8 protein-coding genes, 2 tRNA genes and 1 pseudogene are annotated in these 13,345 nt (G+C 73.4%); 5 read left to right on the top strand and 6 right to left on the bottom strand.

Features of this window, described 5'->3' with window-relative positions; translation table 11 throughout:
- Nucleotides 1-49: 49 nt before the first annotated feature.
- Nucleotides 50-927 (bottom strand): annotated as a pseudogene (locus ACFYQ6_RS20000) (bifunctional DNA primase/polymerase).
- Nucleotides 928-1,304: 377 nt separating this feature from the next.
- Here ACFYQ6_RS20000 and ACFYQ6_RS20005 point away from each other — a divergent pair.
- The 3 genes from ACFYQ6_RS20005 to ACFYQ6_RS20015 all read left to right on the top strand — a co-directional run bounded on the left by ACFYQ6_RS20005 (nucleotide 1,305) and on the right by ACFYQ6_RS20015 (nucleotide 4,190).
- On the top strand, nucleotides 1,305-1,616 hold the full coding sequence (locus ACFYQ6_RS20005) for a hypothetical protein (RefSeq protein ID WP_361579434.1): 312 nt from the start codon (nucleotides 1,305-1,307) through the stop codon (nucleotides 1,614-1,616).
- A 220-nt stretch (nucleotides 1,617-1,836) separates the two neighbouring features.
- On the top strand, nucleotides 1,837-2,391 hold the full coding sequence (locus ACFYQ6_RS20010; RefSeq protein WP_361579432.1) for a SigE family RNA polymerase sigma factor: 555 nt from the start codon (nucleotides 1,837-1,839) through the stop codon (nucleotides 2,389-2,391).
- Between the two features lie 152 nt (nucleotides 2,392-2,543).
- Nucleotides 2,544-4,190: a long-chain fatty acid--CoA ligase gene (locus ACFYQ6_RS20015; protein WP_361579430.1), complete on the top strand. Its 1,647-nt coding sequence runs from the start codon at nucleotides 2,544-2,546 to the stop codon at nucleotides 4,188-4,190.
- Nucleotides 4,191-4,361: 171 nt separating this feature from the next.
- Here the strand turns inward: ACFYQ6_RS20015 and ACFYQ6_RS20020 are convergent, their stop codons facing one another.
- Together ACFYQ6_RS20020 and ACFYQ6_RS20025 are read right to left on the bottom strand one after the other, a co-directional pair.
- Nucleotides 4,362-8,573, bottom strand: coding sequence for a PAS domain-containing protein (locus ACFYQ6_RS20020; RefSeq protein WP_388764072.1), 4,212 nt, complete (start codon nucleotides 8,571-8,573; stop codon nucleotides 4,362-4,364).
- Between the two features lie 414 nt (nucleotides 8,574-8,987).
- A complete protein-coding gene (locus ACFYQ6_RS20025) occupies nucleotides 8,988-9,458 on the bottom strand; it encodes an SSI family serine proteinase inhibitor (RefSeq protein WP_388764074.1) in 471 nt (156 codons plus the stop codon).
- Nucleotides 9,459-9,873: 415 nt separating this feature from the next.
- On the opposite strand from ACFYQ6_RS20025, the gene ACFYQ6_RS20030 reads away from it, so the two are divergent.
- Both ACFYQ6_RS20030 and ACFYQ6_RS20035 read left to right on the top strand, forming a co-directional pair.
- Nucleotides 9,874-9,964: transfer RNA gene (locus tag ACFYQ6_RS20030), tRNA-Ser, on the top strand.
- A gap of 207 nt (nucleotides 9,965-10,171) precedes the next feature.
- Nucleotides 10,172-10,244, top strand: a tRNA-Arg gene (locus tag ACFYQ6_RS20035).
- Nucleotides 10,245-10,505: 261 nt separating this feature from the next.
- Here the strand turns inward: ACFYQ6_RS20035 and ACFYQ6_RS20040 are convergent.
- The 3 genes from ACFYQ6_RS20040 to ACFYQ6_RS20050 all read right to left on the bottom strand — a co-directional run bounded on the left by ACFYQ6_RS20040 (nucleotide 10,506) and on the right by ACFYQ6_RS20050 (nucleotide 13,344).
- Nucleotides 10,506-11,702 carry an NAD(P)/FAD-dependent oxidoreductase gene (locus ACFYQ6_RS20040; RefSeq protein ID WP_388764076.1) on the bottom strand — a complete coding sequence of 399 codons (1,197 nt, stop codon included), beginning with the start codon at nucleotides 11,700-11,702 and terminating at the stop codon, nucleotides 10,506-10,508.
- A gap of 93 nt (nucleotides 11,703-11,795) precedes the next feature.
- Entirely contained in the window at nucleotides 11,796-12,740 is a 945-nt protein-coding gene (sigJ, locus tag ACFYQ6_RS20045) for an RNA polymerase sigma factor SigJ (RefSeq protein ID WP_388764078.1), read from the bottom strand.
- A 184-nt stretch (nucleotides 12,741-12,924) separates the two neighbouring features.
- Entirely contained in the window at nucleotides 12,925-13,344 is a 420-nt protein-coding gene (locus ACFYQ6_RS20050; protein ID WP_361579420.1) for a hypothetical protein, read from the bottom strand.
- Nucleotide 13,345 lies beyond the last annotated feature (1 nt).

The following is a 13,345-nucleotide window of genomic DNA, read 5'->3' on the forward strand; positions in this document are numbered from 1 at the left end:
CGGGGGCCCGCTCGCTGCCGGGACACGGCAACGGGCGGGCCCGCCGGGGTCAGGGGGTGCGCGGGGCGGTCAGGCGGGCGGCGGAGGCGATGGCGGCGCGTGCCTCCTGTTCCGTGAGGCCGGTGCTGCGTGCGGCGTCGGTGAGGGCGTCCGCGAGGGCGTCGCCGAAGCCGTGCTCGTACGCGCGGCAGGCGGCCCAGAACAGGCGGGTGTTGCGCTGGCCCTCGTGGGCGGCGCGTACGAACTGCACCAGGCCTTCGCCCTGCCGGGCGGGAGTGACCCGGCCGGCGGGACGGCTGGGGCGCGGTGCGGGCGTGAGCAGGCGCAGGAGGGCGCGGGGGCAGGGGGCCGGTGGCAGATGGGCCGTGCCGGGCGCGAGCCGGTACCTGCCGTGGGTGGTGACCGAGCCGGGGCCGACCAGGTAGCCGCCCGCTCCGCGGACGTCGATGCCCGGGGCGAGGCGGCTGGCCGAGTTGGACACGGAAACGCCGGACGGCCCGGTCAGCCAGAGGTGCCGGCCGCCGCTCGGGGTGAGAACGGTGACCGTGGCCGGGATGGTGAACAGATGCTGGAGGGCCAGCTGCTGGAGCGCGGCCACGGAGTCGTTGCCGTGGGCGGTGTCGATGTCGAGGTCGATGCCGATGAGGCGGTGCGGCGCGCGTCCGCAGGCGATGCCGTATCCGGTGGCCCTGGGGGCGGCGGCGAAGAGCGCGCGGACGGTGGCGGGGTCGGTGGTGGCGTCGTGGACACCGTGGCCGGGCAGCCCGCAGGCGCCCCGGCAGTGCACGGGCGGGTCCTCGTCGTGGTGCGGCGAGCGCAGGGCGGGGAGCTTGGTGGCGGACAGGGGAAGACGGGGAGCCCGCGCTCGGCGGCGGAGAGCGCGTGCGCCAGGGCCAGGGTGGCGGTCTGCCGGTCGGTGGTGGCCATACGGCCATTTTCGTACACGCGTTCGAAGAAGGGAAGGGGCTTTTACCGGGCGGCCCGCGGAACCTCGTCCGGCTCTTACCGGGCGGCCCGCGGAACCTCGTCCGGCCCCGCTGCCACGGTCGCCGCCGAGGTCCTGCCGCCCTGCTCCGGAGTCCGGTCCGCCTCCTCGCGGCGGGAGGTTTACCGGGCGGTCCTCATACGTGCGAGGGAATCGCGCGGTGCGGGCGGTTCGCCGGGGACGCGGTGGGCAGTTCTGCTTCCGCGACGTCGTGACCAGCGCCGGAGCGGTCGGCCGGCCGCTTCGGAGACAGGCAGTCATATCCAAGACGTATCGAAGCCGTAGCAAGTCGCGTTCCCGGTTCCTGGAGGAAATTGACATGGCACGTATCCGCACCGCTCGCGCCCTCGCCGCCGTCGCCGCCCTGCCTCTCACCGCGGCCCTGTTCGGGGGCGTCGCGGCAGCCGACAACGGTGCGTTCGCGAGCGACGGATCGAACGCGGGGGTGGCCACCATCGGATCCGGCGGCGTCGGAGGGGACAACTCCGGCAACTCGTCCACTTCGCAGCAGCAGGCCGTGGGGGACGGTGCCTCCAACCACAGCAACCTGGCCCAGGTGAGCGGTTCGTACTTCACGTGGATCGACCAGTCCACGCACATCATCACGGTGAACTTCTCGCCGCTCTGGTGACCCGGCCGGGGCGGGCCCGTACGGCGGTTGCCACCGGCGCCGGCGTACGGGCCCCTCCCGTGCGGTGGGGTGCCGGGCCTCGGGGTGGGGACCCTGAGGGGGTGGAGTGCTCCTCCACCTTCAGGAGGTGGGGACCGCCCCACCCCTACAACCTGAGGCGGACGTGGCTTCGGGACCTGGGGCCGATCCCCTCCCGCGCGCCCGCTCCTAGCGTGGAGACATGACCACGCCAGTCTGCACCGGCGCCTCCAGGGCGGCCGCTGCTTCCGCCGGACACCGCCGCTATCCGTCGTTCTCGTCGTACGTGCGGGCGCGGGGGCCTGTGCTGCTGCGCACCGCCCGTTCCCTCACCGCGAACCCGAGCGACGCCGAGGACCTGCTGCAGACCGCGCTCACCAAGACGTACGTCGCCTGGGAGCGGATCGAGGACCACGGGGCGCTCGACGGATACGTCCGCCGCGCCCTGGTGAACACGCGCACCTCGCAGTGGCGCAAGCGCAAGGTCGACGAGTTCGCCTGCGAGGAGCTGCCGGAGAAGGAGGCCGCGCCCGCTCCCGACCCCGCCGAGCAGCAGACGCTCCACGACGCGATGTGGCGGGCCGTGCTCAAGCTTCCGGACCGCCAGCGGGCCATGGTCGTCCTGAGGTACTACGAGGACCTCAGCGAGGCGCAGACGGCCGAGGTGCTGGGCGTCTCCGTCGGTACGGTGAAGAGCGCCGTCTCCCGGGCGCTGGGAAAGCTGCGCGAGGACCCGGAGCTCAGCCCGGTCAGGTGAGAAGGTCCCGGCGGGACCGCCGCAGGTCGTGCGGGGCCCGGTTTCCGGCGGCCGACACCGATTCGTACTCCCGGAAGTAGTGACATACCGCGTGGTATGTGAGCAGAATCAGCGCACCCTTACTGCCGCGTAGCGCCCACCGGGAGGACGCCGTGCTGAGCACCATGCAGGACGTACCGCTGACTGTGACCCGCATCCTGAACCACGGGATGACCATCCACGGGAAGTCGCAGGTGACGACCTGGACCGGCGAGCCGGAGCCGCACCGGCGCACCTTCGCCGACATCGGCAGGCGTGCCTCGCAGCTCGCCCACGCCCTGCGCGACGAGCTGGGAATCGACGGTGACCAGCGGGTCGCGACTCTCATGTGGAACAACTCCGAGCATGTCGAGGCATATCTGGCGATCCCGTCCATGGGCGCCGTACTGCACACGCTGAACCTCCGGCTGCCCGCCGAGCAGCTCGTCTGGATCGTCAACCACGCCGACGACAAGGTCGTCCTCGTGAACGGGTCGCTGCTGCCCCTGCTCGCGCCGCTGCTCCCCCATCTGCCCTCCGTCGAGCACGTGGTCGTCTCCGGCCCCGGCGACCGCTCCGTGCTCGAGGGCATCGCGCCCCGGGTGCACGAGTACGAGGAGCTCATCGACGGCCGCTCCACCACCTACGACTGGCCCGAGCTGGACGAACGCCAGGCGGCGGCCATGTGCTACACCTCCGGGACCACGGGGGACCCCAAGGGCATCGTCTACTCCCACCGCTCGATCTACCTGCACTCCATGCAGGTCAACATGGCCGAGTCCATGGGGCTGACCGACAAGGACACGACCCTGGTCGTCGTGCCCCAGTTCCACGTGAACGCCTGGGGTCTGCCGCACGCGACGTTCATGACCGGCGTCAACATGCTCATGCCCGACCGCTTCCTCCAGCCGGCACCGCTCGCCGACATGATCGAACAGGAACGGCCTTCGCACGCCGCCGCGGTGCCCACCATCTGGCAGGGACTGCTGGCCGAGGTCACCGCCAAGCCGCGCGACCTCTCCTCGATGGCCAGTGTCACGATCGGAGGCGCCGCCTGTCCGCCCTCCCTGATGGAGGCGTACGACAAGCTGGGCGTCCGGCTCTGCCACGCATGGGGCATGACGGAGACCTCGCCGCTCGGGACGATGTCCAACCCGCCCGCCGGACTGACCGCCGAGCAGGAGTGGCCGTACCGCATCACCCAGGGCCGCTTCCCGGCCGGTGTGGAGGCACGGCTGACCGGCCCCGGAGGCGAACACCTGCCGTGGGACGGCGAGTCCGCGGGCGAACTGGAGGTCCGGGGGCCCTGGATCGCCGCCGCGTACTACGGCGGTGCGGACGGCGGGGAGCTGCGCCCCGAGGACAAGTTCAGCGAGGACGGCTGGCTGAAGACCGGCGACGTCGGCGTGATCAGTGACGAGGGCTTCCTCACGCTGACGGACCGTGCGAAGGACGTCATCAAGTCCGGCGGTGAGTGGATCTCCAGCGTCGACCTGGAGAACGCGATCATGGCCCACCCCGACGTGGCCGAGGCCGCGGTCGTGGCCGTACCCGACGACAAGTGGGGCGAGCGCCCCCTCGCGACCGTCGTCCTCAAGGAGGGCGCCACCGCGGACTACGGGGCGCTGCGGACCTTCCTCGCCCAGTCGGTCGCCAAGTGGCAGCTGCCCGAACGCTGGACGATCGTCCCGGCCGTGCCGAAGACCAGCGTGGGCAAGTTCGACAAGAAGGTGATCCGCAAGCAGTACGCGGACGGGGAGCTGGACGTCACCCAGCTCTGAGTGGCCGCCCCGGGCCGACCGCCGAGTGTGCGCCGGCCGCTCCCCGGGGCCGCTGCGAACGACGAGGGCGGTACGGGGTCTTCGAAGCGACGAGGGCGGTACGGGGTCTCCCGTACCGCCCTCGTCGTGCACCGTTGCCGCGCGTCCGCGTCGTAGCCGGGCGGCAGGCCGTCAGTTCGTCCCTATCTTCGCGAGGAGGTCCACGATCCTGGACTGCACCTCGTCGCTCGTCGAGCGTTCGGCGAGGAAGAGCACCGTCTCGCCGGAGGCGAGCCTGGGAAGGTCGGCCTCCTCCATACCGGCCGAGGTGTAGACGACGAGCGGCGTGTGGTTCAGCGCGCCGTTCGCGCGGAGCCAGTCGATGATCCCGGCGCGCCGGCGGCGTACCTGCATCAGGTCCATCACGACCAGGTTCGGACGCATCCGGGTCGCGAGATCGACGGCCTCGCTGTCGCCCGAGGCCCGCGCGACCTGCATGCCGCGGCGTTCCAGCGTCTCCGTGAGGGCCAGCGCGATCTCCTCGTGCTCCTCGATCACGAGGACCCGCGGCGGGTGCTGGTCGCTGTCGCGCGGGGCGAGCGCCTTGAGGAGCACGGCCGGGTCGGCGCCGTACGCCGCCTCCCTGGTCGCCTGCCCCAGACCGGCCGTCACGAGCACCGGCACCTCCGCCGCCACGGCGGCCTGCCGCAGCGACTGCAGGGCCGTACGGGTGATCGGCCCGGTCAGCGGGTCCACGAACAGCGCGGCGGGGAACGCGGCGATCTGGGCGTCGACCTCCTCGCGGGAGTGGACGATCACCGGACGGTAGCCACGGTCGCTGAGCGCCTGCTGGGTGGAGACGTCCGGCGCGGGCCAGACGAGCAGCCGACGCGGGTTGTCCAGCGGCTCCGGGGGCAGTTCGTCGTCGACGGGCTGCGGCTGGGGCCGGTTGGCGACCTCCACGGCGCCCCCGGGGCCGTCCAGCGGCTCCGGGCCCTCCGCGCCCTCGTCGGGCGCTCCTATGGCGTACGAGCGCCCCTCGGACGCGGGCGCGGACAGCAGCCGGCCCGTTCCCGAACCCTGCACCGTGCCTCCCTGCGCACCGACGGGCTGCGGCGGGACGGGTGCGGGAACGGGCTGCGGGGGCACGGGAGCCGTCGCGGCCGGTGTCTGGCGCTCGGGTTCCGGCGGGGCGGCGAGCTTGCGGCGCCGCCCGGCGCCGCCGAGCGTCTGGTTCTGCTGATGTGCGAGGTGCTGTGCGAAGGGCACGCCCTGACCCAGCGTCCGGACGCTGAACGCCCGGCCCTGGGTCGAGTCCGAGGACGTCGGCATGGGCGCCTCGGCCGGCAGCGGCTGCCGCCGCGCGTCCGGCGCGGGGGTGCGCGCGTCGGCGTCGGCCGGACGGGGCTCAGGCGTGGGACCCGCGGGAGTGGCGGTGCCCGTGGTGTGCGTGGTGCTGCCGGGGGTGGTGCCCGTGGTGTGCGTGGTGCTGCCGGGGGTCGTGCCCGGGGCGGGCGTGGTGCTGCCGGGGGTCGTGCCCGGGGCGGGCGTGGGGGTGCCAGGGCTCCCCCACGGCGCGTCAGCCGCCGGAGCCACGCCCTCCTCGTCGACCAGCGCGGCCAGCCCCTGGCCCGACGTGCCGCCCTGCGCCCAGTCGGGCTGCGGCGGGACGGCGGGCAGCGGCTGCCCCGGAACGGGGTGCCCGGGGCCGGTCGGCGGCTCGGGCGCCTCCGCGGGCCGTGCCCTCCGGCGGCCGGAGGGCAGCGGGTGCGGCTGCGGCGGGGTGTGGTCGGCGTCGGGCGCGGTCCGTACGGCGTCGTGGCGCTCGGCCGGCGGACCGTCGTCGATCACGACGGGCCGAAGGCCGCCGGGGGCGGGCACGACGGGCTCCCCCGGCGCCTGCTGGGGGTTCGCCGCCATGGGCAGCGGCTCCGGACCGGCCTGCTGGACGGCATCCGGGAGCGGAGGCGCGACGGGAGACGCGGCCGGAGGCACGGGGGCGGCCGGGGCCACGACGGGTGAGCCCGGAGCGGTCGGAGGGATGCGGTCCGCGGCGGCGGGCGGCAGCGCGAAGGCGGTACGGGGCCCGGTGGGCTCGGCCGCGGCAGCGCGTTCCTGAGCCGCCGCGAGGGCCCGGCGGGCGCGCCGCCCACCAGGCGGCTGCTGGGCCGGCTGGTCGTGCCGAGCCTGCTCGCCAGGGGTCTCGGGAGAGGCCAGGGCGGGCAGCGCGGGCTGGTTGCCCCCGGCCTGCCGCCCGGTCCGCCCGGCGGCGTTCTGCGGCACGCCCTGGGGCGGCACGGTCTGCCCGCGCTGCGGACGTCCGCCGCCTCCCTGCGCGCCCTCGGCCGCGGTCACCACGGCTCCCTCCGAGGGAGCGGGCTCCGCGGCGACGGGGGTCTCCGCGGGGGCGCCCGCCGCGGGGAGCGCCAGTGCCTGCCGGGGCTGGTTCCCGGCCTCCGCGGGACTGGGCCTGCCGCGCCTGCGACCGGAGCCCTCACCGCGCTGAGGCGGGGTCAGCTCCTGCCCCTGCTGCTGCTCCTGCGGGGCCGCGGCCTCCCGGCGCGCCCTGCGCCGGCCGGTCGGCTCCGCGGCCGCGGTGTCACCGCTCGCCGCGGCCGGGTCCACGGCGCTGTCCAGGAACGCGTCCGTGGACGACCTGCGCGCCCTGCGCCGGCCGCCCTGCGCGGGCTGGGGCACGGCTTCCGGGACGACGGGTTCCTCGACGGCCGGCACCGGCGGCGGCGCGATCGTCCCCGCGCCCGTGCCGATCGGCACCTCGAGGACGTACGCGCTCCCGCTCATGCCCGGCATCTCGTGCGTCTGGAGCACGCCGCCGTGCGCCCGCACGATCCCGCGCACGATCGGCACGTGCACCGGGTCGCCACCGGCGAACGGGCCGCGCACCTCGATCCGTACGACGTCACCGCGCTGGGCCGCTGCGACCACGACCGTCGAGTCGACGTAACCGCCGCCCGGCACCAGCCGGGCCTTGCCGGTCGAGTCGACACCGGCCACGTCGGCGACGAGGTGGGCGAGCGCCGTGATCAGCCGCCCCGCGTCGACCTCGGCCTCGATCGGCGGCGCGTGCACCGCGAACTGCGCCCGCCCGGGCCCGATGAGCTCGACGGCCCCGTCGATACCGGCGGTCACCACGGAGTCGAGCAGGACCGGCTGCTTGACGAGCTCCTCGGTGCCGCTGTCCAGGCGCTGGTAGCTCAGTACGTTGTCGACGAGCGTCGTCATGCGCGCGTAGCCGGCGGCGAGGTGGTGCAGGATCTGGTTCGCCTCGGGCCAGAGCTGGCCGGCCGGGTCGGCGGCCAGGGCCGAGAGCTCGCCGCGCAGCTCCTCCAGCGGCCCGCGCAGGGACTCGCCGAGGACGGCGGTCAGCTGGGTGTGCCGCTCGCCGAGGTCGGCGAGGCGCTCGGTCTTCTCCTCCAGCTCGGAGGCGTACCGCTCGGTGCGGTCGGCGATCTCGGCTGCGTGCTTCTCGGCCAGCGCGGTGACTTCGGCGCGGTGGCTCTCGGTGAGTTCGGCGATCTCGGCCGCGTGCCGCTCGGTCAGTCCGGAGACCTCGCCGGTGTGCTGCTGGGTCAGTTCCTCGTAGGGCCTGCGGTCGGTGAACGTCATGACCGCGCCGACGAGCTGGTCCCCGTCGCGTACCGGGGCTGTCGTCAGGTCGACCGGTACCTGGGCACCGCTCTTGGACCAGAGCACCTGACCCCGCACCCGGTGCTTGCGGCCGGACTTCAGGGTGTCCGCGAGCGGGGACTCCTCGTACGGGAAGGGCTCGCCCTCCGCGCGTGAGTGCAGGATCAGCGGGTGGAGTTCCTTGCCGCCGAGATCGCTGGCCCGGAAGCCGAGGATCTGTGCGGCCGCGGGGTTGACCAGGACGACGCGGCCGTCCGTGTCCGTGCCGACGACGCCCTCGGAGGCCGCCCGCAGGATCATCTCGGTCTGCCGCTGCGAACGGGCCAGCTCGGCCTCGGTGTCGACTGTGCCGGAGAGATCCCGTACGACGAGCATGAGCAGCTCGTCGCCGGTGTAGCTGGAGTGGATGTCGTTGTACCCGGCCTGGCCGCTGTCCAGGGCAGCGCTCGTGACCTCGACGGGGTACTCGGTCCCGTCGGTGCGGCGCGCGATCATGCGCGTCGGCTTGGTCCTGCCCTGCTCGTCCGCAGCATCCGGCCTGCGCATCGACCCCGGGATCAGCCTGGAGTCGAACTCCGGAAGCAGATCGAGCAGTCCGCGCCCCACGAGCGCGGTGCCCGGGGTCTCGAACATTTCGAGGGCGATGGTGTTGGCGTTGACGACCGTGCCGTTGCAGTTGACGAGCAGGAGCCCGTCCGGGAGGGCGTCGAGTATGGCTGCGAGGCGAGCAGCGCCTCGGGATGGCCTGCTGCTCACGAGACGCTTCCTCCCTGAATACCGCACCTTGCCGACAGCGGGCCCCATCCTGCCCCTCGGGCCTCAGGCTGTCACTGGAGGAGTCTAAAGGCAGGAGGCGCATGTCTGGCGGCGGATGAGGGGGAGCTCTCACCAAGGTTCTGTGCACACGGTGTACGCCGGTAGCTCGGCCTGCGACCCCGCGCGCCCCCCGTGACGGGCGCGGATACATGCCGGCGTATGCCTGGAATCACCCGAACTGCGCCTGGAACGAGGCCGTCAGGGATCTGAAGCCGCTCCGCGAGCGCCCCCGCGCACGCCGTCCGGCCCGGCCGAAGTCCCCGGCGTGCGCCCCGCCGAACCGGGGACGTCAGGGCCGGAAACCGGCTGCACCGGGGGACAGGCCCCGGGGGACGGGCCCCGGGGTCCGGACCGCTACCTCGCGGAGGGGAGCACCGGTACGAGCTTGTTCCAGCGCGAGATCTCGCAGCCGTTAGCCCGGCTGAACCGCGCGTCGACCTCCTCCCCCTGCCACGTGCCCTCGACCCGGGCGGCGGCCGGTCCGCCGGCCTGCTGGGTGCACATGGCATTGCGGTCCGTCGCCACGAAGGGGTTGTCGCCCGACTCGGCGGCCTCGTCCAGCAGGTCGCAGGCCCGCTGCGCCTCGGGGTGGCTGCCGGCCGCCGGACCGCACTCCAGTGTGAAGGCCCCGTCGGCCGCCGGGTTGCCCGACTCCGACACCGTCACGGTGAGCCGGGTCCGCTCGTCCGACTCCACGGGCCAGTCGCCCTGGAGCAGCGGCAGCGGGGGCAGCGGGACGAGGGGAGCGGCGGCCATGGCCGCGGGGGCCGCCGCGGACAGCGCGGCGAGGGAAGCGACGGCGGTGAGGGCGAGACGGCGAAGCATGCGGGGCTCCTGTTGTTCTGGCGCACCCTGGGGGCACGCCGGCCTGCTCCGGTGCACGCCCCGGTTCGAAGCATGCGCGCCGGACACACGAGGTGACGGACAGAGGGCGGAGCCCTCGCCTTCTCTAACGCTCCTCACGCCCGCACGTTGCGCAACTCATGGGGGGCCGACCGGAACGCCGGACCATTCGTGGGTACCTGGCCGTCCGCGCGGGCTTCCGCCGGTCCGCTCGACCTCCCGGCCGTCCGCGCGGTCCTCCGCCGGGCCACACGGCCACCCCGGCCGTTCGCGCGGCCCACCGCAGGGCGCTTTGCCTCGCCGCCCACCTGCCTAGTACCGTGGGCGGCGATTGGTGACAGCGCGCTCGACTGTGTCATCATCTGCACGCACCACTCGCGCTCGCGCGGGGTGTGCTGGAGGCGTCGCCTAGTCCGGTCTATGGCGCCGCACTGCTAATGCGGTTTGGGTCTTAAAGCCCATCGAGGGTTCAAATCCCTCCGCCTCCGCAAGATCCCGAAGCCCCGTGCCCCTGGCACGGGGCTTCGGTCGTCCCCGGGCACCTGAACCACGCCTCCGGAGGGCATTTCCGCAGGTCAGGCGGCCTATGGGTAATGGATTTCGCGTCACGGCGCAGGTCATGTAATGTTGTTCTCGCAACGCCGACCGGGGAGAAAAACCCGGGGGGCGGGACCGAGGCTCAGGCCGAGGAACAAGCACTCGTAGCTTAACGGATAGAGCATCTGACTACGGATCAGAAGGTTGCAGGTTCGAATCCTGCCGAGTGCACAGCACGCGAGAGGCCCTCAGGAGAAATCCTGAGGGCCTCTCGCGTTTCCCGGACGGCAGCGGGCATCGGGCGGTGAGCCGGGAGCCGTCGGTGGCCAGGGGACGCCCGTGACGTCACATCAGGATTGCCCGGCCCGGATGTACTGCGAGATCGAGGAGCGTACGAGGCGCTGAAGGGCCACCCTGATCGCTGAAGGGCTGCCGTCGGCGGGGGCCTGGGGCCGGGTCGGCGCGGCCCCCGCCGGCTGATGTTCGCCGCGGTCAGGCGGACTCCTGGACGGGCGCGCCCGTCCGCGCCGGTTCCCGCAGGAGGCGGCGGCTGCTGGCCGGCATTCCGAGCAGGGGGTTGGCGACGGCCCAGGCCGCGCCCTTGCAGATCAGTTCCTTGTAGACGGCGGCGACTCGGCCGGTCAAGGCCGCCCGGACGGCGCGGTCGTCGGCGGTGACGTACTGGATCAGGCCTTCCCTGCGGCCCAGGGAGATGCACTGGTTGAAGTAGCGCGGCTTCGTGGTCGGGAGCTTTCCGCCGGTCAGGCGTGCCGCGAGGGCGTCGGCGGCCTGCCACGCGGCGGGGGTGCCCGAGGCGCACGACATCCGCAGGGGCTTGTCGCCGGGGCCCATGGCCATGGCCGCGTCGCCGACGGCGTACACGTCCGGGTGCGAGACCGAGCGCATGGTCGAGTCGACCACGATCTGGCCCGTGCCGGAGACCTCCAGCGTGGTGGCCTGTGCGATCGGGTGGACCGCGAAGCCGGTCGTCCACACGGTGACCGCGGCGGGGACGGATGTTCCGTCGGCCGTGGTGACGTGGTCGGCCTCCACCCCGGCGACGGAGGTGTGTTCGTGCACCGTGATGCCGAGCTTGCCGAAGACCTTGCGCAGGTGCCTGCGGCCCTTGGGCGAGAGCCAGTCGCCGAGCTCGCCACGGGCGGCGAGGGCGACGTCGAGGTCGGGGCGGGCCTCGGCGATCTCGGTCGCGGCCTCCACGCCGGTGAGGCCGCCGCCCACCACGAGCACGGGCTGTCCGGCGTCCAGCCCGGCCAGGCGTTCGCGCAGGCGGAGCGCCCCGGGGCGGCCGGCGATCTGGTGGGCGTGTTCCGCTGCCCCGGGGACGCCGTGGGTGTTCCAGTCGCTGCCGAGGGCGTAGACGAGGCTGTCGTAGGCCAGTTCCTCGGCTCCGTTCGCGCCGGCGACGGTGACGGTCCGGCGGTCGACGTCGACGCCGGTGACCTTCGCGAGCTTCAGTTCGACGCCGGTGCCCGCGAACATCTCGCTGAAGGGCCGCGGGCGGAGGTCCTGGCCGGCCGCCAGCTGGTGCATCCGGACCCGCTCGACGAAGTCGGGCTCGGCGTTGACGAGGGTGATGGCGACGTCGTCGCGGTGGAGCCGCTTGGCGAGGCGCCCGGCGGCGATGGCTCCGGTGTATCCGGCTCCGATGACGATGATGCGGTGCTGCATGTCCTGGCTCCTGTCTCGCGCGGGTTCGTCCCTTGAACCGGACAGCCCGTCGTTTCCTGACAGGACCGCGATGTGAAGCAGCTCACAGTGCGGTCAGAAGGCGCGGAGCAGGGGTTCTCCGTGGTCGGTGGCCGCCCACTGCCTGGTCGCCCGTTCGAGCTTGTCGGGGTTGACCTGGTTGCGGAGCGCCGCGATGCCGTCGGCGGTGATCTCCAGGCACATGACGCCGATGACCCTGCCGTCGACGACCACCACGAGGGCGGGGGTGTTGTTGGCGGTCGAGGCGTAGACCTCGGGGGAGCCGCCCACGAGGGCGCGCTTGGCCGGGCTCGGCTTGAACAGCCCCCGGATGAACTTCGCGACCGCGACAGCGCCCTCGAACGCCTTCGCGCGGGCCGGCACCTTTCCGCCGCCGTCGCCGATCGAGACGGCGTCCTCGGCGAGCAGCCGCACGAGGGGCTCGGTCCGGCCGCTGGTGGCGGCCGAGAGGAACTCCTCGACGATCCGGCGGGTCGCGGCTTCGTCGATCTCCGCGCGGGTCCTGCCCGCGGCGAGGTGCTTCTTGGCGCGGTGGAAGATCTGCTGAGCGGACGCCTCGGTGATGTCGAGGATCTCCGCGATCTTCCGGTGCGGGTAGTCGAAGGCCTCCCGCAGCACGTACACCACCCGCTCGTCGGGGGAGAGGCGCTCCATGAGGGCGAGGACCGCGTACGAGACCGACTCGCGCTGTTCGGCGGTCTCCGCAGGGCCGAGCATCGGGTCCCCGGCGAGCAGCGGCTCGGGCAGCCACTGGCCCACGTAGGTCTCGCGCCGGGCGCGGGCCGAGGTGAGCTGGTTGAGGCACAGGTTGGTGAGGACCTTCGTCAGCCAGGCCTCGGGAACCTCGATGCGCTCGACATCGGCGGCCTGCCAGCGCAGGAAGGTGTCCTGCACGGCGTCCTCCGCGTCGCCGGCGGAGCCGAGAAGGCGGTAGGCGATGGCCTCCAGGCGGGGCATGAAGGCCTTGAACCGGTCCATGTCGTTCATGGTCAGTGCCATGGCCCGGATCCTAGTCCTCGCGGCGTGCGACCGGCCTCGGACCGGCTTCCGGGAGCGTGGCCCGGATGCACCGCCGCCGGTGGAGGCCGGAGGTACGGGGGAGGCCCGCAGGGGGAGTTCTGCGGACCTCTCGTGACGTACAACAGGCCGGAGTCGCGGGGGCGGGGGTGTGGCGAAGGGGGGGTCAGCCCGTGAGGCCGACCGCGCCTCCGGGGCGTCCGCCCCGCGTCACGGCAGCGATCAGGAAGGACACGGCGGCGGTCGTGACGAGACTTCCCACCATGATCATGCCTACGCCGATCACGAAAAGGCCGCTGGCGTCGTCGGACCAGTCGTACGCGGAGGCGGCGGTCAGCCCGGCGGTGATGCCGGCGACGGGCCCGGCGATGCTCTGCCGGGAGGCCGCCCAGTACAGCGGTATCAGGAGGGTCAGCACCAGCCCGGCCACCTGCCAGGCCGCGTAGGGCCCGGTCGTCGAGCCGTCGGGGTGCACGTCGTACTGCTGGTCCCAGCCGAGCCAGGCGGCCCAGAGGGCGGGTGCCGCCAGGGCCGGTACCAGGAACGCCCACAGCGGGAGGGAGGGATCGTCGAGTCGTCGTCGCATG

This window comes from Streptomyces sp. NPDC005494 (assembly GCF_042872025.1).
GTDB lineage: Bacteria > Actinomycetota > Actinomycetes > Streptomycetales > Streptomycetaceae > Streptomyces.

Excerpts from the sequence above, each read along its gene's own strand:
- ACFYQ6_RS20005 (WP_361579434.1), top strand. The coding sequence starts at position 1,305 with ATGGCACGTATCCGCACCGCTCGCGCCCTCGCCGCCGTCGCCGCCCTG.
- ACFYQ6_RS20010 (WP_361579432.1), top strand. The coding sequence starts at position 1,837 with ATGACCACGCCAGTCTGCACCGGCGCCTCCAGGGCGGCCGCTGCTTCC.
- ACFYQ6_RS20025 (WP_388764074.1), bottom strand. The coding sequence starts at position 9,458 with ATGCTTCGCCGTCTCGCCCTCACCGCCGTCGCTTCCCTCGCCGCGCTG.
- ACFYQ6_RS20040 (WP_388764076.1), bottom strand. The coding sequence starts at position 11,702 with ATGCAGCACCGCATCATCGTCATCGGAGCCGGATACACCGGAGCCATC.
- sigJ (WP_388764078.1), bottom strand. The coding sequence starts at position 12,740 with ATGGCACTGACCATGAACGACATGGACCGGTTCAAGGCCTTCATGCCC.
- ACFYQ6_RS20050 (WP_361579420.1), bottom strand. The coding sequence starts at position 13,344 with ATGCGACGACGACTCGACGATCCCTCCCTCCCGCTGTGGGCGTTCCTG.